Genomic DNA, 24,919 nt, shown 5'->3' with positions numbered 1-24,919 from the left:
ACTCACGGACAAAGCTCCGTGGAAATGACATCTAGAGCACGTCCGGCGATCGATGAATCGATTGTGATGAGACGGCGCTCTCGTGTTCTGATTCAAAGTCTATCTCAATGGAGGTAGATGATGGGAAGAGCACTGAGCGGCGATCTTCGGTCCCGGGTCTTGAAGGCATCGGACGAAGGCATGTCGGCACGCCAGGCGGCGGCGCGGTTTGGAGTGGGCGTATCGAGCGCCATCCGCTGGATTGCTCGGGCGAAGATCGGCGAGTTGGCACCACGCCCGCAGGGCCGCCGCCGCGCTTCCAGTATCGATGCGCATGAAGCTTTCATTGTCGAGCTGATCAACGAGCGCAAGGACATCACGCTGAACGAGATGGTGGAGCGGCTTTCAGTCGAGCAGTCAGTGCAGATCAGCCGCAGCGCCTTGAGTGCTTGGCTTCGCGGTCACGGCTGGACATACAAAAAAAGTCCGCACATGCACTGGAGCAGGACCGCCCCGACATCCTGAAACGCCGCCGCGCATGGTTCGATGGCCAACTCGATCTCGATCCAGCAAAGCTGGTGTTCATCGACGAAACCGGATTGTCAACCAAGATGGCCCGACTGCGCGGTCGTGCGCTACGGGGCGAACGTTGCCGAGCGGGCGTGCCGCACGGTCATTGGAAAACCACCACTTTCACCGGCGCGCTGCGGATGACGGGCATGACCACCCCGTTCGTCTACGACGGTGCCATGAACGGCAACGTATTCCTGGCCTATGTCGAGCAGGTACTGGTCCCGACCCTATCGAAGGGTGACATCGTCGTCATGGACAACTTGCCTGCCCACAAGGCGGCCGGCGTTCGCGACGCGATCGAGGCCGTCGGTGCAAGCCTCCTCTTCCTGCCGCCCTATAGTCCCGACTTCAACCCCATTGAGAGTGCCTTCTCAAAACTCAAGGCGCTTCTACGCGCCAAGGCAGAGAGAGCAATCACTGCTCTGTGGGACACCGTCGGCTCACTCCTTGATCAGTTCACGCCAACCGAATGCGCCAACTACTTCCAAGCTGCAGGGTACGAACCAGATTAAACAGGATGTGCTCTAGATGTTTGGTCCTGGCATAGGAAAGGGTGTGGGTTGGTTGGACGATTGTTGGTGGCGGTGTCTTCCCGTTCGCCAGTATCAAGAACCACCATTTTTCCGTGCGTATCCTGTGGCCGGCGAAGCCCCGGTGCTCATCTCGACCAGTTTGCCGGCAAAGTCGCGGGCCAGGCGATCACCCTCGAGGATACTGTCCAGGTCCTGCATGTCGGGTTCCGGCAACTCCAGCGTCTTCTCCACCACCTTGGCGATTGCGGTGAACGGCAAATGTCCGTCAAGAAATGCAGCCACCGCAACCTCGTTCGCGGCATTGAGCGTGACCGCGCCTTGATCGGCGTTGGCCACCGCCAGGGCGAGTCCCAGGCTTGGAAACCGGATCAGGTCTGGCTGTGCGAAAGTCAGGCTGCCAATCGAGGCCAGGTCCAGCGGCGCAAGCCCGGAATCCAGGCGCTCCGGATAAGCCAGCGCGTGGGCGATTGGAACACGCATGTCGGTGGGACCAAGTTGCGCCAGAACAGATCGATCGGCGTATGTGACCATCGAATGAACAATGCTTTGCGGATGGATCAGGATGTCAATGCGCGATGCCGGCGTGTCGAATAACCAGCGTGCCTCGATCACCTCCAGTCCCTTGTTCATCATCGTCGCTGAATCGACCGAAATTTTACGCCCCATCGTCCAACGAGGATGGGCGCATGCCTCAGCCGGCGTGATGGTGGCAAAGCTCTCCAGCGGGCGTGTCAGGAATGGTCCGCCGGAAGCCGTGAGAATGAGCCGGGATATGCCTCTTCGCAGGTACGGGTCGACCGGATAGCATTGGAAGATCGCGTTGTGCTCGCTGTCTATGGGCAGCAGCGTGGCACCGGACGAGGCTACTGTCCGCATCAACAGAGCGCCGGACATCACCAGGGCTTCCTTGTTCGCGAGCAGGATCTTCTTGGCCGAACGCGCAGCCTCCAGTATCGGCGGCAGTCCCGCCGCCCCGACAATGGCGGCCACGACGGTGTCGCAAGACGATGCGCGGGCCGCCGCACACAGCGCTTGGCGGCCATGAGCGACCTCCGTTCGCAGTCCGGCACCGCGCAGCCGGACTTCTATTTGCGCCGCTCTTTCGGCGTCGGCGACAACGGCAACTTGCGGCTGGAATGTCACGCATTGCTCGAACAGCCTGTCAAGGTTGCCATGCGCCGTCAGCGCGAAGACGGAGAAGCGGTCTCGGTGGCGCGCCACAAGATCGAGCGTACTCGCTCCGACTGAGCCCGTGGAGCCGAGAACGGTCAGGCGCTGCATGGCGACGATTTATTCACAACGATGAAGCACATGACAAAGCCCTTCCATTCGAGATCATTCACTTGGCCCGGTGGATGATCAAGTCCGCGAGATGCTTCAGCATGCTGCCTCGCGGTCCCAGCGGCTCGAGCGCGGCATGGGCGTGCCCCCCAAGCGTGCGAGAAAGCGCCCGCGCCGCGTCGAGGCCGAGCAACGACACATAGGTCGGCTTGTCGGACCGGGCATCCTTCCCTGCCGTCTTGCCAAGCGTTGCGGTATCCCCTGACGCGTCAAGAATATCGTCAATCACCTGGAAGCCCAGGCCGATTGCCGCGGCATAACTGTCGAGTGCGCCGTAGAGGCGCGCCGCCTCCGGCGTTTCGGCCACGACGCCGAGCGCGCCCATGCGAACCGCCGCGCGGATCAGCGCTCCTGTCTTCATCCGGTGCATCTGCTCAAGCTGATCGCGGCTGAGGCATGCGCCGATGCTTTGCAAGTCGATCGCCTGGCCACCAACCAGGTTTTGCGATCCAGCCGTCGCCGCGAGCTCCCGCACCAGGGCAATGCGCCGCTCTGCCGGCAGGGGCAATTGGCTAAGGACCATAAACGCCTGCGCTTGCAGCGCGTCGCCAACCAGGATCGCAGTGGCTTCATCATATTGGACGTGGACTGTCGGCCGGCCGCGACGCAGCACATCATCGTCCATGGCCGGAAGGTCGTCATGCACCAGGGAATAGGCATGGATCATCTCGACGGCGGCCCCGATCGCGCTCAAAACCTTGGCAGGCGCGTCCACCGCCGCGCCCGCCGCATGGCAGAGCAGCGGGCGAATGCGCTTGCCTCCGCCAAGCGCTGCGTAGCGCATCGCGCCATGCAGGCGGGCAGGCGACGTCCCGGAAGGCGGAAGCAGCGATGCCAAGGCATCTTCGGTGCACTCGAGGCATGTCCGCATCCACCTCTCGAATGCATCAGGATCGGTAGCGGCGCGGTTCGAAGATGTCCGTTCGCTATCCGCTGGGATTGCGATCATCGTCGCGACGTCCCTTCGCTTTGCTGGCCGGCAGGACTGTCACCGGCGGTTTTTCCGTTGCCGTGATGGATTTCGATCTCCGCTGGATGGCGTCGGCCAAGTGCCAGCGCGCACCACTGTTCGATACCATGGTGTTTTTTTCGCTCAAGAAGTTCGCGCAACCAAATCGTGAAATCGCCCGGATGGGCATCGACCGCGGCGCGAAGCCGCGACAGCTCCAGCCATTGCCAATCCGACACCTCGTCGGGATTGGCATCCGGCTCGCCGTCGAACACTCCCGCATAGATGTGATCATATTCGTGCTCGACCAGATCGTTGGAAACCTCTGCCCGGTAGATCAGTGCCGCGACTTCATGAAGGTCGCAGTCGAATCCCATCTCCTCGCGCAGGCGCCGGTGCACCGCCACGTCGGTCTCCTCGCCGCGACGGGGATGGCCGCAGCATGAATTGCTCCATAGTCCGGCCGAATGGTATTTTCCCGCCGCGCGCCGCTGCAGCAGAAGACGGCCATTTCGGTCGAAAACCAAAATGGAAAAGGCGCGGTGCATCATGCCTTTCCGATGTACATGCAGCTTCGTGGCGAAGCCTACCGGCTCGTCGCTGTCATTGACCAGGATCAAGGTTTCGTCCATCGTTTTCTTTGTCCTGAAACGTGGCGAGCCATGGGTGCGTCGTGCTCTCGCCGCGAAGTGGGAAGAATAATCCGCCGTCCTGGAAGAGTGGAGGTCGTCCCTATTGTTGCGTTTTGGGCGAATTGGTGGCGCGCTTGCCGATCCGCCACCACCAGGCGATGGAAGCGACATCAGAGGGCTCGGACAGCCGCGGGCCCTTCCAGTCCTGCGTGAAGCCGGACGCAACAAAAGCCACGCGTCCCATAGCCGTGCCTTCAACGATCCTGTAGCGGTTCGTCTCCTGGCACCACTTGTTTGCGCCCATGATGTAGTTTTCGAGTGCTTCTATATATAGAGCGACTTTCTCATTGCCATCCGCCTGAAGAACTTCATCTTTCAATTCGATGAATCGTTTCAGGGAATTATCCCTTATGTCGATTGTCTTGTTCATGGCTTCTTCAAACGTCAAATTCTGTTCGCGAACAAGCACATCGATCATGTTGTATCCGTCTCCCGTGCGCTCCTTTTCCTTGACATAGGAATAGCAGTCGCTCGTCAGGACGGGGTTCATCGCGGTGATCTCGGTCATCGCGCAAAGGCGACGGTCGGTAAGAAGATCTGCTCCAAGATCAAGGTTATTTGATATGAGTATATTGTGTATATACGTTGGAGATGCTCCAGTATGAAGGCGTGTCGCCATGTAATCGCTAACATTTGGATGAATTTTTCGGGAAACATTGCAAGCTTTTTGGATTTCAACAAGGAACCATTGCCGGATACTGTCTATCCACCGCGGCATCAAATAGGCCGGCGCATGTTTCGATATCCGCTGCAGGATGTCCCGCCACGCCAGGGCAAAGCGATCGTTTTCGTCCATGGGCACATCAAAGCCTTCCAGGCATCGCATCGTGCGGAATGCGGCATCGGCCAGTTCCATTGGCTTGTCACGAGTGTGACCTTCATCGCAAAATTCGTCGTCCCAACAAAAAGCCGATATCGAGAAATCCGCGCCGATTTGCAGAAGCTCCGCATTCGGAGCCATCGGGTAGATGTTGCCTGCTATGCCCCCGCATTCCTGGTAAGGTAGGCGCCTCAGCTGTTCTTCAGTGCCGTGCAGGCCATATCGCTTCATGAATTCAACGGATTTTGCTTCGACCTCTTGCTTGAACGGGCTGATGGGAAACTCGCGTGCAAAAGGATTGAAATCTGGCGCCATCTTGATCGGCTGCGATCGGATTGTCTGGGTTTGCGTCATTGCCATTGCTCCTGTGCCGGGTATCTTGTTTCCGAAACCATGCGCGGAAACGTCGATTGAGACGGCGTTGTGGATCGTTCACCTCGATATTGCCGATGTGCCTGTTGACGATCGCCGTTGTTGACCCGGCGCCCACCACCAGGCGATCGACCTGATTGAAGATGCTTCGCGCAACGGAAACGCCGACGGTTCGGAGCCGATCGCGATAGACATGTCGGCCCCGTTCCCATAGGCATATCGTTCCGAGGCCGTGCACCAGTCATATGAAGCGCGGATATAGTGACCGAGCGTTTGCAGATAGCGGCACAGTTCGGCAGGTGCCGCGGGCACAAGATCGTCGCGCGCGCACAAGAAAAGGCGCATCATCTGCTCGCACATGGCAGTGGCCTCGGCGACTGCGCGGTCCGCCGAGCAAGCATTCTCATGCTGGATGACGCTGATCAGGTTGTGCCCACCATCCTCGCGCGCGATTTCTTTGTGGTAGGATACGATATCCGACATCCATGTTGCGAGCGAAACCGCGATCTCGGTCAGAGCCTTGACGTGGCGGTTTTCCAGAAGATCGGGCGAAACGACATAGCCCTCGGCAATGGTAACGAGAGGCGGGAAGGCCAGTGCGCCGCCGCTATAGAGGCGCAGTGTCGCGTAATCATCCAGGCTTGGGATTCGCCCCGCAGCGATATTGCCGGCCTTCCACGTCTCGGCAAGGAACCACCCCCGCATAGCCGCCAGCCATTGACATATCTGAGCAGGGGCCGCTCTCTCATCGAGACGTCGCCTGATGTCGAGCATCGCCCGCGCGTAGCGGTCTTGAGCGTACAACTCGCTTTCGGGAACCTCGATGGAACGATGAATCAGCGAGAGCGTTCGCGCCAACTCGCCAGGTTGCCGGCTCAGCGGTCCTTCATCGCAATATTCGTCGTCGAACGCGACGTTCCAGATGAAGAAGTCGGACACGATCTGCAGCATCGGCCCACTGCAGCCGGGCGCGAGCCGCGCAGCCAGCTGTCCGCAAGCGGATTTGGAAAGCCTTTCGCGCTCGACCTCATTCGCACACAAGTCAAAGTGTCTCATCCAGGCAACCGACTGCGCATCGGCGCTGTCTGCGGCAGGATTGATGACGCTGGGGATGGGGCACTCGATACGGATCATCGCATAGGCCCCCTACAGTCGCTTTCTCATGCCGCACGGGTGACAACGACGCTGTAAGTCGAAACCTTGTTCTTGATCAGCGCGACCGACCAGTTCTCGGCCAGGACGCGCAGCTCTTCGAGCGGTGGCGGTATGTCTGCGGCCGTGAAATGGCGCTCGATATTGGCTCTGGATTCCATCAACCAGCGCACGACATCGACGTTGGAGGGAAGCACCCGCATGTCCTGGACGACGAAGCCCGCCTCTTCGAGCACGCGCCGGAAGTATGCCGGACTCTTGCGGTGCCTGCAGGCCAGACGGTCCACATCGTCATGCGTATCGGATTCGTAGCTCTCGGGCGGCTGGTTATAGAGATTGTCCGAAATGACGACCTGCCCGCCCGGCCGCACGCGGGTGAACAGCTTGCGCATGGTGCGCTCGTACAGTTCGTTGGGGAAGTGTGAGATAACTCCCCGGATAACCACGAGATCGTAGGGAACCTGCGGGTCCGGAAGCAGATCCACATCCTGAGCATTGCACAAAAACAGCTGGATGCGTTCGGACAGCCCCTGCTTGGCGTGGAACGCAGCGCAATATTCCAACTGAGCGCGGCTGACGTTGATGCCGTCCAGGCGGGGGCATTCGGGAAAGCGATCCGCCAGATGCTTCAGGATATAACCCCAGCCGCAGCCGATATCGAGGATGCGCCGGATCGGGCGGCGATTGGATGTATCGAGACCGGCGATGAACAGCTGACGATCGAAATAGCGCAGACCCGATTCGTCCAACGAAATGGGTGGCGTCGAGCGCGGATCGTCATAGACGCCGAACTGGAACATCAAGTCCTCGCCGATGGCTTTACGCCAATCCTCCGGATTGTCCTGGTAGGTGTAGACGACCTTTTCTTCGTAGCCGTCGAGATCGACGCCGCGGATGACACGGTAAGGCTTTGCCTCGGTTTGGCCATGAGGATGGGAAATGGTCTGACGGGAATGATCAAGGGCAGATTGGCTCATTGCAATCCTCCACGGCGAACAGCAGAAGCGACGGTTGGTGTGGTGTGGGAGACGGCCATTGTCTTCGAAGACATGACGGCGGCGATCCCGGCATCGCCTTGCGCAGCTGTATCGAGACACTCGACAAAGCGTCTGATCGATGCCTCGATGCCATCGGCATCGAGCCCGGCAGCCGCGAGCAGCCCGGCGGGATCGCCGTGCGGGATGAAATCGTCCGCCAGGCCAAGCTGCAGGAATGGACAAAGAATATGTCTCTTCGCCAGCGCCTCAAGGCAAGCTGAGCCGGCACCTCCCGCGATGCATCCCTCCTCGGCGGTTACGAGGACATCGTGGGTGAGGGCGAGGTCCTGTACGAGTTCGACATCGAGCGGCTTGACGAAACGCATATTCGCGACGGTGGCGTCGATCCGCTCCGCGGCGACCAGTGCGGGTTTCACCATCGAGCCGAAAGCAAGCAGGGCAATTCGCGATCCGCGCTGAGCCTTGGTGACCCGTTTGAGGTCACCGACGCCGATCGGCAGCGCGGCTAGCTCGGCGTCCGGTAACAGCCCAGGACCTGTACCGCGCGGGTAACGGACGGCGGCCGGGCCATCATGCAGCAACGCCGTGTGCAGCATTTGACGACATTCATTCTCGTCGGCCGGTGCCATCACGATGAGGTTTGGCACGCACCGCATATACGCCATGTCGAATGCGCCCATATGGGTAGGGCCGTCAGCGCCCACAACGCCGGCCCGATCGATGGCGAAAGTGACAGGCAGACGCTGGATGGCGATGTCATGGATCAACTGATCGTAGCCGCGCTGCAGGAACGTGGAATAGATCGCCACCACGGGCCGGAAACCCTCGGCGGCAAAGCCTCCGCCGAGGGTCACGGCGTGTTGTTCGGCAATGCCGACATCGAAACAGCGATCGGGATAGCGGTGCTGGAATTCCACAAGGCCGGATCCTTCGCGCATTGCCGGTGTGATTGCGACCACGCGCTTGTCGCGGGCCGCTTCATCGCAAATCCAGTCGCTGAAGACTTGCGTATAGGTCTGCGACGGCGGGCGCGATGCAACTGCTGGTTTGAGTCCAACCTTTGGATCGAATTTGCCCGGCCCATGATAGGAAACCGGATCATGCTCGGCGGGCAAATAGCCGTAGCCCTTGCGGGTGACCACATGGAGCAGTTGCACCCCCTGGCGATCACGGAGGCCTCTGAGCATCGGTACCAGTGCGTCGAGATCGTGGCCGTCGACCGGACCCGTGTAGATCAGGCCGAGCGCTTCGAACAAAGTCGCCTGTGGCGACGCACCGACCTCCCCCTGAGTGCCTTTTGGGTCGGACAGCGACTGGAGCGCCTTCCCGCAACCGGCGCCGCCCCGACACATTCCCCGGCTTGCAAGAATATTTCCAAGATGCGCGTGCAGCCCACCCACGGCCGGGGAGATCGACATGCCATTGTCATTGAGAATGACCAGGAGCCGCAGGCCGGGATCCAAAGCGGCATTGTTCAAGGCTTCGTAGGCGAGGCCCGCACTCAAGGCACCGTCGCCCACCACGGCGACGCAACGGCGATCCTCACGATTCAACCGGATCGTGTGCGCCATGCCGAGAGCCGCCGAGATGGCTGTACTCGAATGCGCGGTGCCGAAAGCATCATATTCGGACTCGGCACGGGAGGGGAAACCGGAAAGGCCGCCGATCTGCCGCAACGTCTTCATCGCGCCGCGCCGTCCGGTCAGGATTTTGTGCGGATAGGATTGATGGCCGACATCCCACACGATCCTGTCATTCGGGGTGTCGAAAACCGCATGCAGTGCGACGGTAAGTTCGACGACGCCGAGCCCGGCGCTAAGGTGACCTCCGGTGGCAGAGACCGCATCGAGGAGTTCCGTGCGCAATTCCCTTGCGATCTGTTTGAGCACGGTATCGCCGAGCATCGTTCTCAAATCCGCCGGTGCGCCGATTGCATCCAACAAGGGGGTCTTGCTTGATCCGTTGTTCCGATCCACCGCCGACTCTCCCATGTCCTCAGACGGCCATCAGTTTTGGCGCGGGCACATCGAATCCTGCCGGCCGGCGAGGCGCACGTTTCGCGTCGCCTCGGAAATCAAGAGAGAATTCGATATTCCCGTTGCTGCATTTGTGTCGGATGGCGTCGGTGCAACGATCGACGAGCCGGTCCTGGGGCGGGGTGTCGGGTTGGGGATGATCGTCGGCATGTCGAGCGGCCTGGCCCGGTGCATTGCGTCGGTTGCGTCGACCATGCTGGAGATACGCTGGGCGCCGGTGACTGTCACGCCGCCCTTCAACGACGATAACCCCACTTGCTTTAGTGCCCCGCGCGATGTCGCGGTTGAAGACAAGCTTATGGGGGACGCGCGTACCAAGCTGCTGCGGCATGAACTCAACGACCCTGGCTGTGCGCTTCACGACAGCGGAGCGGCTGCGAGGTCGGTTCGAAACGAAACGCATAGCTTTGGCCCTCCCGGCGCGTGCGCTGGGGACAAAAGACTGCAAGCCTTTAGGTTGTATGGTTTAAGTTAAGGCAACTTTAAGGTGTGAGTCAAGTGCGGATTACAACAATGGCATCTGAGGACCGCTCAAGGCTGCAGTGCCACCTCTCCCTGCTTTAGGTGGGACTGGCGGGAACCATGCATTTGGCGTTGGCTCGACATGGAACTGCTCAGCGAAATTGCCATGTCTTGTGCTGGGGACGGCCAATTGCGGCTGCAATCCATCATGAGCCTTGTACAGGGGCATGGCGTGAGGGTTTCGAGGAATCATGCAGCAAATTCGCTACCTGCACAACCTATAGGCCGACGCGGAGAAAGAGATGGTCACATCCTGCGAAAGATTGATCCGAGCGGCCATCTCTTGCCGCATGCAGGCTCTCGTGAGCATCGCACCTACCGACGCGCACCTGCCGGTCGGCAAGGCCGCCACAAGCCGAAGAGCCGATAGCCTTCAGATGCAAGACGCTTCCGACCCTCGCTCTCCTGCAACCCCCTGACTGGCGGGCGTGCGCCTTGGCGCTCCACTTTCCGGAACTGAAAAACTGCATTGGTTAGGGCGCATGAGCTGGAGGATGCGCACACTCTGTGCGTGCAGCAACGCCGTCGTTCTCACCGGAAGGCACGCTGTCAAGGACATCATTGCTGTACATGGAAATCGGCTTCGGGCTGCAGACTTTCACCTTACCTGCTCGGGCCATTCGCGCAGTGCGGGCACCTTTTCGGCGGAACCAGCCCCGCTCGACCTGCCGCCTTGAGAAACGCCATGTGTGCATCTCGCGCACTGCGCCACCCGTCCAGCGCATCGCGGCAAACACGTGCGGCTGTGCGCCAGCTTCGTCCGCGCGCCCATTCCGGCCATTGTTGATCGAGGCATTCCAAGGCCTCGAAGCTGCTGGCGACCTTGCGCGTGGCAGACGAGAATATCAGTATAACAGGTTCGGGGAATTGAACGTCGTTCATCACTTCCTCCGTCATGCGACGTCTTTGCGAGCAAGTAATCGAAAGACGCGCCGCCAACCCGCCACAACTGCGATGTGGGGAGGCGCAGCGGAACGTCAAGATCATATCATAACCTCACACTGAATGCCCGATCTTCGCTGTGAGCGCCCTGTCTCGGTTGGCAGGCCGCGACAGCCCCAAAATTGTCGCGACCCGCATGCTCGTTTGGTTGTGACGACGCTTTCTCTCGTGTCATGCCGTGAAGGTTCGCGTGCGTTGGTCTCTCGCGAGGTGACCGCGTCTGTCGATTTGCGGGTTTGGCTGACGACCACGCCAGTCGCTTTGCCCGCCACGCCGGTTGGGCAGTTGCTGGATCAGCTGTCGCGGCAGCGTAGTCAGGCTTTAACCTTGGCACGACCTCCGCGCTTGATCCCAGGCTTTCTACCCAAGCCGAGCTTTTTTGCCAGTTCTGATCGTCGAGCAGAATATGTCGACGCTACCATCGGGTAGTCTTCAGGCAGGTTCCATTTCGCACGGTAGCCGTCGGGTGTGAGGCCGAGGGTGGACAGGTGTCGCTTCAAGGTCCGGTACGGCCGTCCATCTTCGAGGCTGATCAGATAGTCCTGAGTGATGGACTTCCTGATCGGAACCGCTGGTTTTTGAGCCCCTGGTACCGGCTGTTCCGAACCTTGGCCGATCTGTCGAACGCTTTTTGCTACACTTGCAATGACAGCGGGCAGGTCGGCGGCTTGGACCGGATTATAAGAGACGTAAGCTTCGACGATTGCTGCGGTAAGTTCGACGATCAAGTCATTGGAAGTTATGATGTCCTTGGCCATATCGGCTTCCCCTCCTATTATTGAAGCTTCCGTAGCCGAGAAATGGTTTTTTCAAAAGATGAAACGCGCAAAGTTCGAAGAAAGAGTCAGCTCGCGCTGTTCAGAATCGCCGAAACATGCGTCTGGCTGCTTGGAATGTCGCTCATTGGGATGATCTACGTGGCGGACACGGTCTTCCTCGCGCTGAATGGCCGCAACCGGCGACTTCCTACGGCTGCGCTTGATCCAGTGGGAAACCAAATAGCTGGTGGTTGTTGCCGCCATCGAAATCGACGTTTTGGACAAGCTCCCAGCTTCGATCGGGCTCGCGATCCTGGCCCCGGATAGACGTCGCATTGCATGTTCGCCTCCCTGAACAGGACGCTGCTGGCGGCGAAATGGACAAGCGATGCATTTGGTGCATGCGACGGAGTCCTAACACAAGCTTCCAACGGATCGTCCTGGAAGCGCCCGGCCCTGTGTCTGTTGAAGATGTCTTCGCAGGCGTGACGGAAGCCGCGCTCAACTTTCGGCTGAGGCTTCTCTTGATCTCGATTGGCCACTGCTGTTGACGAACCAGCGTTAGAACCACATCGATCTCGGCGCCGGCGGAACTGCGGTAGAAATTCGGCTGAGAACCTTCAGGCAGGGCCGAAATCAGCGTCTCGATCACGAAGCCTTCCCAACTCGCTCCACTGACGGGATGACCAAGGACGTCGTCCAAGGTTTCCAGTCCAAGGAGCGCGTCAAGGAGGCCGGAGCCATGAACATAGACGCGCGGGGATTTGACCAGTCGTTTGCCGCAGAGTTCAAGTCGCCGGACCAACAGCAGGTCGACCATCAGGTCGAGATAAGAAGCGACCGTCTTGTTGTCGACACCAAGCGCTCCCGCGAATTCCGCTGCATTCAACAGCCCCGATCGATGATGAGCCAACATGGTGCAGAAACGTCGTAAGGTCTCGGCTGCAATTCGTCGGTTGAGCCTTGGAAATCCCGGTACAATCAAGCCCGTGGGCGAAGGCGTGTCGGAAATGAAGACCGATTTCGGCCCCGGATATCGGATCTATTTCATAAGGCATGGCCCCGTTGTTGTCGTGCTTTTGTGCGGCGGCGACAAGAGCAGCCAAGACCAGGATGTCGTGACCGCCAAGGCCATTGCAGCGCAATGGAAGGAGCAAAGATGATGGACGTGAAGTTCAGCCGCTACGATACTGTCAATTATCTCAAGACCAAAGAAGACATTACCGCCTATCTCGATGCGGTCATGGAGAACGGCGACCCCCGCGCTCATCGCCACAGCACTTGGAGACGTGGCGCGCGCCCAAAATCTCAGCCAGCTTGCACGTGAAGTCGGCATGAGCCGCCAAGGTCTCGACAAGGCGCTGTCCGGCGAGGGCAATCCCACCTTCGCAACCGTGATGAAGGTTGCGCAAGCGCTCGGCATCCGCCTGACCTTCAAACCCGTTCAGCCACAGGCATAAAAGCTCCGTCCCTGATTTTTTGAGGAGAACCCCGAAGCCGTTCCACACCATCAAATTCCTCTTCCCGCCATAACCCCGCCTTACGAGGCGGGGTTTTACATTGCCGGGATATGAAAAGAGGATATGATTATATCCTGGAAAGGATATGCTCTTATGCCTCTCTATATCAAAGACCCCGAAGTGGACAAGCTCACCGAGGAACTAATCGGCCTCACCAAATCCAGCAAGGTCGAGGCTGTCAAACTGGCGCTCAAACACGAGATCGAGAGCCGCAAGACCAAACTGCATGTTCGCGATCGTCTTGCAAAGACCCTCGCCATGGCCCGCAAAGCCGGGCCAATGGCTCACCTTGATCACAAGAAGGTCACGGACGAACTTTGGGGTGAGGACTGATGCTGTTTATTGATGCGTCGGTCATCGTGGCAATTATCGGCCTGGAAGATGATGCAGACGACCTCATGGATCGACTGACACTGTACGGTGGCCCGTTCTATGTGTCGGCAGTTACCCGCATGGAGGCCGTCTTGGCGGTGACGCGGCAGTTTGCCGAGGCCGAGGGGCCAAACAAGACCGCTACACCGGTCATGCTCGCCAAGGCGCGACAACTGGTCGACCAATTCATAGCCGATATGGCTGCGAAGGAAACCATGATCAGCGGCGACGTCGGTAGCAAGGCCCTCGACGCTGCGCAACGATACGGTAAGATCGTAAATCATCCAGCCAAGCTCAACATGGGTGACTGCTTCACCTATGCCTGCGCCCAAGCGTACCGGCTGCGGATTGCGTACAAGGGCGGCGACTTCACCGAAACAGATCTCGCCTGGTAGCGGCAAGGCAGGCAAGCCGCTAAAGGCTACATGTAAAGATTGTGTCGGCGCGCCTACGCGAATATTGGTGGTGGCTGACGCCAAGGCTCGAGATACTGTGGCTTGGGGGGAGTGGAGTGCCTTCGATGCCGAGGTGGCCGGAAGGCGAACTGCTGAAGCATGGCCCTGATCTCTGAGGTGGTCCCGGTTTCCGAGACAGGGGCTAAGGTGGGTTTTTCCGACGAAAAGGACGATCCGGCCTGAAGACACGCAGACGGTTTACAGCCGAGTTCGAGGCCAAGATTGCGCTTGAGGCGATCCGCGGCGAGCGGACGATTTCGGAACTGGCGACGAAGCACCAGCTTCACCCCAACCAGATCACACGGTGGAAGCGGCAGGCCATCGAAAACCTGGCCAAGGCGTTCGACGACAAGGCTTCGGATGCTCAGGTCGGCCGAGAAGCTCTCCGGAATTTACCAAAACACGCAGCGTATCGGCCAGAGTTTGTTCGGTGCCTCCAGCGAGGCGCATACTCTTGAACGGAACGAGCCGTTGTTGCTGGCTCCATCTGTTCAGCGCCGATCGTCGGATCGGAAACAAGCCGCTGACAAGTTGGCGCGGAAAGCAATCTCCATATCGCGTGGCGGGTAATTGATCGGAAAGCGGCGCCGCCCATCGTTTCGGGGGGGCATGAGCGTTGGTCGCATTCCTTCCGAATCCAGGACAAGCGCAAGTGTCACGGCGAATTGCACCAATTGCATACAGGCTGCATGGAACCCGAGACAGCGATGCGGTCCACTTCCGAACTGCAAGGTCTGGATGGGTTTGTGTGCCCGGTGCTGTTCCAGCCAGCGCTGCGGCAGAAACGCATCGGGCTGCGGATAGATCGAGGGCGCGCGCGACAGCAGTATCAGCGGGATGATCAGGCGCGTTTCTGCGGCGACCTGGCGCCCGCCGAGTTCGATGTTCTGGCGTGTTCGGCGAAACACCAGGGGGAATGCGGGTTCGCTGCGCAGGGTTTCCAGAAACAGCGCTTGGGCAAGGGGAAAACTGGCGAGTTCGGCGGGGCTGCGCGGTACGGCACCCATCGCGCGGGCTTCTTGGACAAGCGCATCCCAGTGGGCAGGGTGTTGGGCCAGTTTGATCATCAGATGGGCCATTGTGACCGCAGTGGTCTTGTGCGCGGCGTGGATTAGCGCCCTCAAGTTGCCCAGCAGGTTTGATTGCGGGGATGAGATATCGGGCGCTGAAGCAGACCGCATGAGCGTGGCAAGAAGGCCATTGTCGCTGGGGTGGTGTTCAAGCTCCGTGATCAGCGCTTTCAAGCGCGCATCGATCCATGCTTGCGCCTGGCGGCTGCGCCGCAGTGGCGTGCCCGGCAGGTCGATTGGCCACAGGGAGACCAATGCATAGTTCCGGTAGTTCTCTTCCCATGCGCAGATATCCTGCTCAGCGATCCCGAGCATACGAAATGTCATCTTCAGCGTCAGTGCGCTGGTCTCCTCGACCGGGTGGATTATTCCCCGCTTTGGCCAGGGTTCGATCCAGGCCATCATGACGTCGGCGAAAAGGTCCCCGACCTTGGCCGCCGACAGGCCTTGAGGTTGAAATGCTGGATTTGCCCAGCCGCGCGTACGTCGATGAAGCTCGCCGTCCTGCGTGGCCATGGTGTTGCGCATGGCTGGGGCCACATCGCCCAGCAGATCTGCGAGCACGTCCTTGTTGTTGAACAGTTCGAAGGCTTCCGGTCGCGTGCAAACCAGCATTTGCCCCATGGTGCCCATCTTCAGCCAGAAATGCGTTCCCAAATGGCGCTCGCCATAGGCGAGCAATTCGGGCAGCGCGCGAGCGACCGCGGGCAGATGTCCCACGACAGGGAAGGCCCCGGGCAGCACGGGCATGCCTTGCCGCATTTTTACGCGGCGGTTCAAGGGGTTTAGCAGCATGCGGCTCCCCGCGTTGCGCCGACCCGTCGATGGGCCACCCACAGACCGGTCAATTCGACAGCACGCACGACACGAACCGGACAGAAAAGCTCCTTGCCGATCCAGAGCGCCGGGGTCGATCTCGATTGCGAGCGGTAGGTTTGCGACATCCAGTGCAAAGCCCGCAGCATGCTTTCGCGGGCCGCCGGCGGCATGGCCCGCGGTGGACACAATCGGTTGATCGTCAACACCGCATACGCGGTTTCTTCGAAATTTGGCGTTCCGGCACCGGCCCACGCGCCGCTGGCATGCTGGTGTGTCAACACCGCTTCCAGTGTTCGTGGCCCATATTGCTTGACATCGTCCTTGTCGAGTGCGGCGACGGCGTGGCAGGTAAGATAGAACGGTGAGGCATGCCATTTATCGCCACGCCACAAACCATCGGCGTCCCGATGCTGCATCACATAGGTACGAGCGGCGCGATGAGGTTTGCGCTGCAGTCGGAGTGCGTGCATCGCATGGACCGTGGTCGATATCGACGGATTCCGTTCTCCCGGGCAGGTAACGAACGCATCCGCGCCGACAAAATGCGCAAGACAATGGCTGTCGGCGGCGCGCCCCATCATCGATTGCGCGGCGATCGTAACCGCGGTCGTATCGCCATCGGGATCGAAGCCCGCCGCGAAGCTTGCCCCCCTTGTCGTGAGCCGTGTCTCCAGAAAGGCGGCCGCACGCGATATGGGCATGGTCAGTGCGGGGTGTGTTTGCAGCCCGCCGAGTCCCAGAGAATACAGGACATATGCACACTCGAAAACGTCAAGCGGCCAGACGTAGGGCAAGAGGCCGGGCTTCGCGGCCTCGCATCCCTGTTCGGCGTTGCCGAGATACCGTTCGGCCCGCGCGATAAGCGCGGGATCTATTTTTCGATCGCGCGCGGCCCGCAACCATGCCGCTGTCGCCGAAGGACTGATTGCGAGGCTGCCTTCAGCCCCGAGCGATGCGGCGACAGGTGCGTCGCCCCAGGCTTCCCAGCAATGCAGGGCCGGGTGGCCGGCCGGCGGCGCTGGCGCACGGCCGAGCTTTGCCAGGCGCGCCTGCCCGATGGCGCGCAATGCCTCGGGCTGATCCAAGGCAAATCGCAGGCCCGCGCGGTATGCATCGGCCTGCAGACGTGGCCAGATGATTTCCAGCCCGACCGGAATATCGCCGAGCGTGGCAGAACGCCAGTACGCATCCTGCTTGTTGAGAAATGCGCATCCGGCCTCGATTGCGGTCGTATGTCGATGATTTCGAGCACGCGCCAGCGCAAGGGTGGCCGCAAGGGTCGAGGCGAGGCGGAACTTCGGGTAATCGGGATCGCTCCAGCCTCCGTCGGCCTGTTGTGTGTCGAGCAGCCAATTCCAGACCGATTTGCGATCGCCATCGGCTGGCCGATGGATTACGGCTTGCGCGGTATCGTACACGGACGGCGTGATGCGTCCGTTGTCGGTCAAGCCGTCGAGGAGATGCCGGAGTTGCGAAACAAGTTCATCGGCAAGGCGGCCTTGTCCTGAGGACCCAAGGTTATCCAGCATGATGTGCATGGCCTGATTTCAGGTTGGCGTGTCCGGCGACTGCTGCGATTCTCGCGGTTTTCAACGAGCATTCGCCGGGACTTCCTGGTTTCGCCGCGCGATAAAGCTCACGGAAGAGACTTTGTCTTTCTCCAGCGCATCCGACAGGCTGATCGACATGTCATGAAGTTGATCGAAAATGGCTGCGCGCTGTGACGGATAGTTTGCCTCGATATTCTCGCGCAGGATGGTGTACCAGCGGATGACCTCCTCATTCGAGGGCAGGACCCGTTCGTCCAGGACGGTAAAGCCGTGATTTTGGAGGGCCTGCCTGACGCCTTCAGGCGTCTTGCGGTGTCCGGCCGCGCCGCGATCGACTTCGTCAGGAATAAAAGGTTGGTAGGTTGCCAGATCGGTCTTGTAGAGGGTCTCCGAGATGATGACCGTGGCGCCGGGGCGCATCCGTGCCGCCAAAGCCGCCATCGTGTCTTCCATGACTTGTGCGGTGAACTGACAGATGCTGCCGCGAAGGATGGCCAGGTCGAAAGGCATCTCGGTGTCGGGTAGCAAGCCGATATCCTTCGCGTTGCACAGATAGAGATTGACCCGATCGGTCAGTCCCTCGCGCTCGAGCGACCGACGGACGTAGTCCATCTGCACGGGGCTGACGTTGACCGCATCGATGCAATGGCATTCAGGGAAACGCTCCGCGATGTACTTGAGTACGGGGCCCCAGCCGCAACCGACATCGATCGCGCGCCGCACGGATTGGCTGGAAAGATCCGCTCCACTTCGCTCGGCCAGTTCGAATTGACGGTCCATGTGCCGTCGGCCTGAGGCATCCATTGGCGTGCCTTGCCGGCTGGTTTTCTCGTCGAACACCCCGTACTGAAACCAGAACTCCTGGCCGATGACTTTGCACCATTCGTCTGGCGAATCGGCGTATACTCGCTCGATATTTTCCTGGTAGTGGTCGATATCGTGCCCCTTGATCACGTGGATCGCGGCATTGTCCTCACGCTGCGAGCGCATTTCGCACCTCGATTTGGCGACGGTTGAGAATCCGGCGATGTCTTGTGGCAATACCAGTCGTTCGATTTTCACTTCGCCCGAGTAGAAGGCCTGGTCGCAATCGAGACCGAAAAAGCGCTCGGAGAAGGTGTGAAATTCGGCACAGCCGGTGTAGAAACATACCAGTTCGTCCATGTATCGGCGTACATCGTCGCGCTGCCCAAGCGGGCAGGCGCGTACGCGATCGCGTGCGGCGATCAATCTGTCTTCGGTTTCGCGCGCAAGCAGGGCGAACTGGTCGATCGCCTGCTGAACACTCATGTTTTGCTGACGCACCAGCAGCCAGATGCCGTTGAGCGCGTCGTCGTTTGAAAATTCCCTTCGAAACGAGCCGAGATCGTTGATGAGTACGATGAGGTCGGTGGCTGCCTGCAGCACTTGGCGAAGATCCGTGCTTTCGCCCAGTGCATCGGCCATGTCCACATCGATGCCGAACTCTATGAGCAGTGCGCACCACATCGCTGTGGTCTCGCATCGCCGTATGCGCAGGTACTCGTCGAAGCTGAGCTTCTCCATACGATGAACCACGGGATGGGACAGATATTCGATGACCTCGTGTATGGCGGCGGCCAAGCGGGGGCCTATCGATGAGGTCGGGGAGAGCATCGCGAAGATGGGCTGTACTGTGTCGTGCAACAGCTGTGCCACGGGAAACGCATCCGGTGGCCGGATCCCACGTACCGCGTTTGCGTACATCTCCTCCAGGATGCGAAGCTGTTGCGGATCGTCAATGACATCCGGAAGCGTGAAGTGATCATCCATGACTGCGATCAGCTCGACTTGCCGCATGATCCAGTAGCTGCGCTGCCGCGATGCGCTGGGGCAAATGAGAGAGCCGAACAAGGGGAGCAGGTGCCGGCGATTCGCTTTGGCCGCCCCTTCGTTGACATAAAACGCGGTGATGTAAGGCCAGTCGTCCCCGTTTACCTGGTTGAGCAAGTCTTCGGCATCGGGCTGCCGTCGGTGCTTGAACTTGAAACCGAACGGTGGAAAGTGCAGGCTGTCCCCAAAGCTCAGTGCGCCACTGGTCAATACACTTTGCTTGGCTGTCATAAGCACTCCCCATTCAACGGTTTGCCACAGTGTTTTGGGCGCCTGGTTCGCTCGTTACTTGGAGCGCCTGACCTTTCGTGACGTTTGGAACCGAGGTCGGACAAGGGCCGCAGCGGTCGAGGGGGCCGCAACGGTCGACGGGGGACGCTGAACGCACCTGCCATTGCCGTTTCAAGGCCGCGCCGACGCGACCGCCCCGATCCGGAAAGGCTCGCTTCGCTCCGCCAGGCCCACCGGGCGGTGCCGGCGGCGGTAAATGGTTTGAAGGTTGCGCGGCGAGATGGATGCATCGCCACTCCTCAATGTTCCGAAACCGGCAAAACTTTGGCTGCAAGTCACGCACCCGGCAGCGACGAACCGGTCTCACCCTCTTCGGCCGCCTTCCCAAGGGAGACACTTGCATAATACAAAAGCAACCCATAGTTGCATAGCGTAAAAGCAGATCCGGTGCAACGTTCGAAGTGACCCTGCAGACCATGCGCCATCCAGATGTTGCGCATGCGGCTTGTTCGACAAAAGGTCCATGGCAACGACACGAGGCAAATCCGCCACGAGGACGAAAGGCGGTGACGGTGGCAAGGCCTAGAGCCGGAGGCGTCGATAGCGCCGGCGGAAGCCGCGTGCAGGGGGCTGCCATCGCGCGGATGCTTGACGACAGCGATACGGATATCTCCGAGGGCGGCGCGCCCGTCGATGCCTCAGGCAACTGGAGGTTGCCGGCCTCGGGCCTAGCTCCAGGTCTGCACATCTTCATCGCCGAAGGCCAGTATGGCGGCAAACCCGTCTCCCCGCCACGCGCGCTCACCGTCGAGGTGATGCCGGCCATTGGCTATATCTGGGATACGAAAGGCGAGGTGCCCGACGGCGGCACCACGGCCGATGCCACCCTCAGCCTGAGCGGTACCGCTCAAGCCGGCGAGGAGGTTGAGATCTTCGACGGCGAGACATGGAAGGGCAAGATCCGCGTCACGTCCGGCGGCGCCTGGCTGCATACGCTCGAGGACCTTGCCAACGGGCCGCACCGCTTCACCGCCAGGGGGCTTTACGGCACCAATCCGGTGTCGCCCGAGCGCTCGCTGACGGTGGCGGGGCTGAGCATCCCGCAGACGGAGATGGAACTGAAGGGGATCGCCACGAAAATACCGGACTGGCCGACCAACGGCGAGGACTTCCCCGGCAACACCGCGGTGCGTGTGGCCAGCGGCGGCACGCCGCCCTACCGCTACGCCAGCGACAACCCCGCCATCGCCGCCGTCGACGCCGAGGGCAAGGTCACCGGCGAGGCCAACGGCACAACGCTGATCCGCGCCACCGATACCGACGGCAGGCAGGTCGCCTACCGCGTCATCGTCACCAACGTCTTCCGCCTCGTCGTCAATGAGAACCTGCTGACCGGGCCGGAAGCGGAGGTGTGGAGACTATCCATCGGCGGCAACAGCCTGTCCCCCGGAGGATATCTGTCGATCTATTATGTAGACGGCCGCCTGCCGGTCGATTATGTAGACGGCCGCCTGCCGGTCGATGAAAACCACTGGTTTTGCACCATATATGGGTACGGAGGAGGCACATACCTATATTATAATATGGGTGGATGGAATAGTTGCAACCTAGGCGGCCGGTTCAAAGCCTGGTGCGGCCTTCCGAAAATGCCCGGATCATGAACAGGCGGAGCGGTCCATATGCGGCGCTCCACCTTCAGCCTTCCGGAGGCGGTTTCGAAACTCATCACGACAGCGCCAGGCGCGCGCGGGTTTAAGCGTCCGTTCCCAAAAGAGTTCAGTGATTGCAGGAGGTTGTGGTTCCGCTGGATTTGCGGGATTCGATGGAGATCACGATGGCCTGGACTGAACCCCCCATGCGCATCGTGAGCCGCGTTGCGCCTGCGCAAGCGATCTGGCCGATGCGGGGTGGGCGCCGAGCGAGCCGATGATGCCGTTCGCGAACCGCACCGGCTGCCCTCAAGGCCATTCTCGAACGCTGGCCGTGGCTGGCGGTACACCTTCGCCGGCGGCGGCCATGCCGGACCGAAACCGAAGCGGGACCTGCAAAAGATCGGCGCGTTCGCCCTGGCGGTCGTCAAGCGGACGGACAAAGCCAAAGGTTTCGAACAGGTTGCTGTCGGAGGCGGTCGACGCGGATGGATTTCTGGTTCAGTACCGCCTTTGTCTTCAGGAACGGAGCGCGTGAGCGGCCGCGTTCCGGGCTCGGGGGGTCGCCGGAGTCTCAGTGCAGTCTGACTTTCGCGCATCTGAGATGCGTGAAAGTTCTTGACAGGGAAGAATATTTTGAGGACTTTCGCGCATCTGAGATGCGAGATTGTCCGTGCCCGTAATTCTCGTTGGAGAGACCGTTGATCGTCGGCGTGCGCACGCCCGAGCGGCGGCTGGCGACCTCATTCAGCTCGTCCGCGGTGTGTATGTCGCGGCAGACGCGGACGTTGACGCAGAGGTCTTGGCGCACGCCGTTCGCATCGCACACTATCTCTATCCCAACGCTTACCTGTCGTTTGCTTCGGCGGCGCTGCTCGGGCCGACCCCTGACGGCCGTCTGTTCATCAGCGGTCGCCGCAACCAGCGAACGCGGCTTCGCAGCCTCGAAATCATTCAGAACGAGGCGCCCCCGCATCCCTCGACTGCACCTGCGATCGTGGGGGACGACCAGGGTGAGTTCCGAATCGAAGTGTCATCGCCACGTCAACGCTTCCTGGAAGCCTTCCGTCTGCGCAGCGAGCATGCAAGTGCAATCACCGGCCCATTACGCGCAGAGATGGCAGCGCGGCTGATCGATGAATATGGGTCATCGCGGGCGACAGCCGACGCGCTTTGGATGTTGGCGCGCGAGAACGGCTGGTACCGGGAAGGCGAAGCAGCCGAACGCTACCTGATCGCCCGCCCGGCTGCCGGCAAGCCGCCGGCCAACAAGGCCGCGCTCGATCGCATTGTCGCGTGGCACGACGAACCGCTCGGCCGCTTAACTCATGACGGCTTTGAGTGGCGCTGGAAGTCCCACTCCCATGTCGGCCCTCCACTCGTTCGTCAGACCACGCCCGGCAAGCTTCCCGCTTTTGTGGAGTCACTCCTGCCCGAGGGCTGGCTCGCCCAGGTTCTTCACGATCGCGACGATCGGGATGCGCTTCGCCGCGGCAAGCGGTTCATGTCGAATATCGCAGTCGTCGAGAGCCCGGATGGGCTCGACGCCCTGCCGCCCGACGTCCTCCAAGCGCCGCTTGAAGCATTCGCCGAACAAGGGAGGTTCACCGGCCACTATGCTGGCCCCTCGAGAGGCGATCTGGAGCGGACCTTTGAGGAAAACCTGGCGCAGCTCTTCGATCGCGCGAACACGCCGCGGCTCTCAGGCGTCCAAATCAAAGCGCCGATGTGCCTTACCGCCGATGGCGCGCTGCTGCCGGCGATAGAAGAACCGTTCACCCATATCCTGAAGCCGGCCGGGACGGCCGGATTCGAGGCATTGCCGGTCGTCGAATGGTTCTGTCTAGAGCTTGGTCGGGCGGCCCAGTTCACCGTGCCAGACACGGCGCTCGTCGGCATGCCCGGCGGCATGGCGCCTGCGCTGGTCGTTGGGCGGTTCGACATTCGGCGCGGGCCGCAAGATCGTCGTCGTCTTGCGCTCGAAGACTTCTGTTCAGTCCTCGATCTGCCGACTTCGGCCAAATACGACGGAACGATCGAACGGACTGCCAGAGGGCTGCGGCCGCTCTCCACCGACCCCGCGGAAGACCTCGACGTTCTGTTTCGACGAGCCTTGTTCGCCTGGCTGATTGCCGACGGCGACATGCACCTGAAGAACCTCGCGCTGCTTAAGATTGCCGCACCGGGCGCACGGCGGTTTGAAAGCGTGAGGCTCGCACCGCTCTATGACCCGGTGACCACACGGGTTTTTCCCGGCCTCGCAGGGGATCGGATGGCGCTGAAGTTGAACGGGAAGGACGATCGTCTCACGCCGGGAGATTTCCTGACGCTCGCTCGTACGATCGAACTGCCGCTTGCACGCGCAGAGGAGGCGATGGCCAGTGTTGCGGCGGCCATGCGCAAGGCCGTGACGGTGCTTTCGCTGCCGGACTTCGCGTGCGATCGCGAGAACGCCCGATTGGCGGAAGAGCGGGTGAAGGCCATCGTCGTTCGCCGATGCGACGCGTTCGCATGAGCTCCCGGTCGGACAAGATCTCGGTCGGGGATATCGACTGGTTGTCCCGGTTGCGGCCTTCGCGCGCGAGAACGGGATCGCGCTCAACGCTCCCGCGTTCCTGGTCCGGTTTGTCGCCGATGCGCAACCGAGATTGAAGGCGGCCCTGTGGGCCCAGCGCTCATTCATGGCTTGCGAGCGGAGCGCCTTTTCGAGGCGGCGATAATGAGCCTTGGCAGGCTCCGGCTGTTGAAGACAAGGATGTTGACCGCGTACATGCCGCGGAGCCTGCCGCGCGCCCGATTTCCGCGTCGTCCTGGCCTCACTCAATCCCATGTGAGCATGATGGGCGCCCCTGAGCAGGCGGCCGAGCGCCTGACGCGACAATGCCGGAGCGCGTCGGCGGCACCCCGGTCGTCGTGCGATGCACAAAACGCCTGCGAGTTGATCTGCTCGGAGCTCGCCAGGGGCCGCACACTCCCCGGCGACAGCGCTCCGAAGTCCTGCCGAGGCTGACAAGCACCTGTGCGTCGCGGGTCTGATGGCGTGAGAAAGCGGCCCGGTCGGTGCTATGGGGCGCACCTGGCGCGGCGCCGCCCGATTCGGCAGCGCAAGATATGGAGATGAAGAATGAGCGTGACGGGCATCGGTGGTTTTTTCTTTCGCGCACGCGATCCGGAGACCTTGCGTGCCTGGTATCTGGAACATCTCGGTGTTGGATCGCAGCCATTTGGCATGTGGGAGACAAGAGCCGGCCCCAGTGTTTTCGCACCATTCACTGCCGAAGCGGATTATTTCGCCACGGATCGGCAATGGATGTTGAACCTGCGGGTTGACGATCTCGACGGGCTCTGTGCGTGTCTGCGTCAGACAGGGATCGCAGTGATCACAAACCCGGCATGGGATATGCCAGGCGTCGGCCGTTTCGCACGCATCCACGATCCGGAAGGCAATCCAATCGAATTGTGGCAGCCTGATCGGCTTGCCGGGAGTGAGGATACCGCACGTTGAAACCTGCGGGTGGAACATCCAGCGGTTTCAATTTAGCAGATCGATGGTATTATGGCCGTTGAGCAAGGGTAGGTTTCTCGATCCGCCCTTGCTTGAATTGACCCGGATCGCGAGAGCCAAGCGATTCGGGTTCTTGTTTTTCCAGGCGTTAGGTGTTTGATCCCAGGCTTTGATGGTTCATCATTGTCGTCCGAATCAAAGGATGCGCTATGGGCCAGGTTCTGCATGGG

The 24,919-nt window shown here is 60.5% G+C and carries 24 protein-coding genes and 1 pseudogene; 12 read left to right on the top strand and 13 right to left on the bottom strand.

Annotated elements, in window-relative coordinates; all coding sequences use genetic code 11:
- Nucleotides 1-120 precede the first annotated feature (120 nt).
- Nucleotides 121-1,064 (top strand): IS630 family transposase gene (locus L4923_RS25730; RefSeq protein WP_239369956.1). Its coding sequence is split into 2 segments (ribosomal slippage): nt 121-457 and nt 457-1,064, totalling 945 coding nucleotides; the frame shifts between segments, so codons are not numbered across the junction.
- A 93-nt stretch (nt 1,065-1,157) separates the two neighbouring features.
- Here the strand turns inward: L4923_RS25730 and L4923_RS25725 are convergent.
- From L4923_RS25725 to dxs, 7 genes are all read right to left on the bottom strand, one after another.
- Nucleotides 1,158-2,366 carry a 1-deoxy-D-xylulose-5-phosphate reductoisomerase gene (locus L4923_RS25725; protein WP_239369955.1) on the bottom strand — a complete coding sequence of 403 codons (1,209 nt, stop codon included), beginning with the start codon at nt 2,364-2,366 and terminating at the stop codon, nt 1,158-1,160.
- 58 nt (nt 2,367-2,424) lie between these two features.
- The gene (locus tag L4923_RS25720) at nt 2,425-3,297 is read right to left on the bottom strand and encodes a polyprenyl synthetase family protein (protein WP_343304142.1); all 873 of its coding nucleotides are present in this window, start codon (nt 3,295-3,297) and stop codon (nt 2,425-2,427) included.
- 74 nt (nt 3,298-3,371) lie between these two features.
- Nucleotides 3,372-4,007 (bottom strand): isopentenyl-diphosphate Delta-isomerase, encoded by a 636-nt coding sequence (gene idi, locus L4923_RS25715; RefSeq protein WP_239369954.1) that lies wholly within the window; start codon nt 4,005-4,007, stop codon nt 3,372-3,374.
- Nucleotides 4,008-4,107: 100 nt separating this feature from the next.
- Nucleotides 4,108-5,241 (bottom strand): terpene synthase family protein, encoded by a 1,134-nt coding sequence (locus tag L4923_RS25710; protein WP_239369953.1) that lies wholly within the window; start codon nt 5,239-5,241, stop codon nt 4,108-4,110.
- Between the two features lie 78 nt (nt 5,242-5,319).
- Nucleotides 5,320-6,393: a terpene synthase family protein gene (locus L4923_RS25705; RefSeq protein WP_239369952.1), complete on the bottom strand. Its 1,074-nt coding sequence runs from the start codon at nt 6,391-6,393 to the stop codon at nt 5,320-5,322.
- A gap of 26 nt (nt 6,394-6,419) precedes the next feature.
- A complete protein-coding gene (locus tag L4923_RS25700) occupies nt 6,420-7,388 on the bottom strand; it encodes an SAM-dependent methyltransferase (protein WP_239369951.1) in 969 nt (322 codons plus the stop codon).
- Nucleotides 7,385-9,313: a 1-deoxy-D-xylulose-5-phosphate synthase gene (gene dxs / locus L4923_RS25695; protein WP_239369950.1), complete on the bottom strand. Its 1,929-nt coding sequence runs from the start codon at nt 9,311-9,313 to the stop codon at nt 7,385-7,387. The genes L4923_RS25700 and dxs overlap by 4 nt, the downstream gene beginning before the upstream one ends.
- On the opposite strand from dxs, the gene L4923_RS25690 reads away from it, so the two are divergent.
- A complete protein-coding gene (locus L4923_RS25690; RefSeq protein WP_239369949.1) occupies nt 9,291-9,920 on the top strand; it encodes a hypothetical protein in 630 nt (209 codons plus the stop codon). The two genes, dxs and L4923_RS25690, sit on opposite strands and share 23 nt — an antisense overlap.
- A gap of 650 nt (nt 9,921-10,570) precedes the next feature.
- Here the strand turns inward: L4923_RS25690 and L4923_RS25685 are convergent.
- The 3 genes from L4923_RS25685 to L4923_RS25675 form a co-directional block, all read right to left on the bottom strand.
- Nucleotides 10,571-10,849: a DUF982 domain-containing protein gene (locus L4923_RS25685; protein ID WP_239369948.1), complete on the bottom strand. Its 279-nt coding sequence runs from the start codon at nt 10,847-10,849 to the stop codon at nt 10,571-10,573.
- A 374-nt stretch (nt 10,850-11,223) separates the two neighbouring features.
- Nucleotides 11,224-11,667: a Ros/MucR family transcriptional regulator gene (locus L4923_RS25680; protein ID WP_239369947.1), complete on the bottom strand. Its 444-nt coding sequence runs from the start codon at nt 11,665-11,667 to the stop codon at nt 11,224-11,226.
- Nucleotides 11,668-11,875: 208 nt separating this feature from the next.
- Entirely contained in the window at nt 11,876-12,583 is a 708-nt protein-coding gene (locus tag L4923_RS25675; protein WP_425531010.1) for a DUF4143 domain-containing protein, read from the bottom strand.
- Between L4923_RS25675 and L4923_RS25670 the strand changes: the two genes are divergently transcribed.
- From L4923_RS25670 to L4923_RS31235, 6 genes are all read left to right on the top strand, one after another.
- A complete protein-coding gene (locus L4923_RS25670) occupies nt 12,582-12,830 on the top strand; it encodes a type II toxin-antitoxin system RelE/ParE family toxin (RefSeq protein WP_239369945.1) in 249 nt (82 codons plus the stop codon). The genes L4923_RS25675 and L4923_RS25670 overlap by 2 nt on opposite strands.
- Nucleotides 12,827-12,994 (top strand): helix-turn-helix domain-containing transcriptional regulator, encoded by a 168-nt coding sequence (locus L4923_RS31165; RefSeq protein ID WP_343304144.1) that lies wholly within the window; start codon nt 12,827-12,829, stop codon nt 12,992-12,994. The genes L4923_RS25670 and L4923_RS31165 overlap by 4 nt, the downstream gene beginning before the upstream one ends.
- Complete coding sequence (locus L4923_RS31160; RefSeq protein WP_343304136.1) at nt 12,957-13,127, top strand: addiction module antidote protein; 171 nt, start codon at nt 12,957-12,959, stop codon at nt 13,125-13,127. Before L4923_RS31165 ends, L4923_RS31160 begins: the two co-directional genes overlap by 38 nt.
- A gap of 153 nt (nt 13,128-13,280) precedes the next feature.
- Nucleotides 13,281-13,520, top strand: a complete 240-nt coding sequence (locus L4923_RS25660; protein ID WP_239369944.1) for a type II toxin-antitoxin system VapB family antitoxin — start codon at nt 13,281-13,283, stop codon at nt 13,518-13,520.
- Nucleotides 13,520-13,954 (top strand): type II toxin-antitoxin system VapC family toxin, encoded by a 435-nt coding sequence (locus L4923_RS25655; RefSeq protein WP_239369943.1) that lies wholly within the window; start codon nt 13,520-13,522, stop codon nt 13,952-13,954. Before L4923_RS25660 ends, L4923_RS25655 begins: the two co-directional genes overlap by 1 nt.
- Before the next feature lie 239 nt (nt 13,955-14,193).
- Nucleotides 14,194-14,472 carry a transposase gene (locus L4923_RS31235; protein WP_275448580.1) on the top strand — a complete coding sequence of 93 codons (279 nt, stop codon included), beginning with the start codon at nt 14,194-14,196 and terminating at the stop codon, nt 14,470-14,472.
- 33 nt (nt 14,473-14,505) lie between these two features.
- On the opposite strand, the gene L4923_RS25645 is transcribed toward L4923_RS31235, so the two are convergent.
- The 3 genes from L4923_RS25645 to L4923_RS25635 are packed head-to-tail and all read right to left on the bottom strand — an operon-like array spanning nt 14,506 to nt 19,535.
- A complete protein-coding gene (locus L4923_RS25645; protein WP_239369959.1) occupies nt 14,506-15,834 on the bottom strand; it encodes a cytochrome P450 in 1,329 nt (442 codons plus the stop codon).
- A 35-nt stretch (nt 15,835-15,869) separates the two neighbouring features.
- Nucleotides 15,870-17,441 (bottom strand): hypothetical protein, encoded by a 1,572-nt coding sequence (locus L4923_RS25640; protein WP_239369942.1) that lies wholly within the window; start codon nt 17,439-17,441, stop codon nt 15,870-15,872.
- 51 nt (nt 17,442-17,492) lie between these two features.
- Nucleotides 17,493-19,535, bottom strand: a complete 2,043-nt coding sequence (locus L4923_RS25635; RefSeq protein ID WP_239369941.1) for a terpene synthase family protein — start codon at nt 19,533-19,535, stop codon at nt 17,493-17,495.
- A 620-nt stretch (nt 19,536-20,155) separates the two neighbouring features.
- Between L4923_RS25635 and L4923_RS31150 the strand changes: the two genes are divergently transcribed.
- The 4 genes and pseudogenes from L4923_RS31150 to L4923_RS25615 all read left to right on the top strand — a co-directional run bounded on the left by L4923_RS31150 (nt 20,156) and on the right by L4923_RS25615 (nt 24,689).
- Entirely contained in the window at nt 20,156-21,196 is a 1,041-nt protein-coding gene (locus L4923_RS31150) for an Ig-like domain-containing protein (protein ID WP_239369940.1), read from the top strand.
- A 284-nt stretch (nt 21,197-21,480) separates the two neighbouring features.
- Nucleotides 21,481-21,643: pseudogene (locus L4923_RS25625) on the top strand (IS5/IS1182 family transposase); the annotation flags it as partial.
- 214 nt (nt 21,644-21,857) lie between these two features.
- Nucleotides 21,858-23,699: a HipA domain-containing protein gene (locus L4923_RS25620; protein WP_239369939.1), complete on the top strand. Its 1,842-nt coding sequence runs from the start codon at nt 21,858-21,860 to the stop codon at nt 23,697-23,699.
- A 609-nt stretch (nt 23,700-24,308) separates the two neighbouring features.
- A complete protein-coding gene (locus L4923_RS25615; protein WP_239369938.1) occupies nt 24,309-24,689 on the top strand; it encodes a VOC family protein in 381 nt (126 codons plus the stop codon).
- The last annotated feature ends 230 nt before the right edge of the window (nt 24,690-24,919 follow it).

This window comes from Terribium retamae, from assembly GCF_022347545.1.
GTDB lineage: Bacteria > Pseudomonadota > Alphaproteobacteria > Rhizobiales > Rhizobiaceae > Mesorhizobium > Mesorhizobium retamae.
This window is presented reverse-complemented; position numbering and strand designations above follow the sequence as displayed.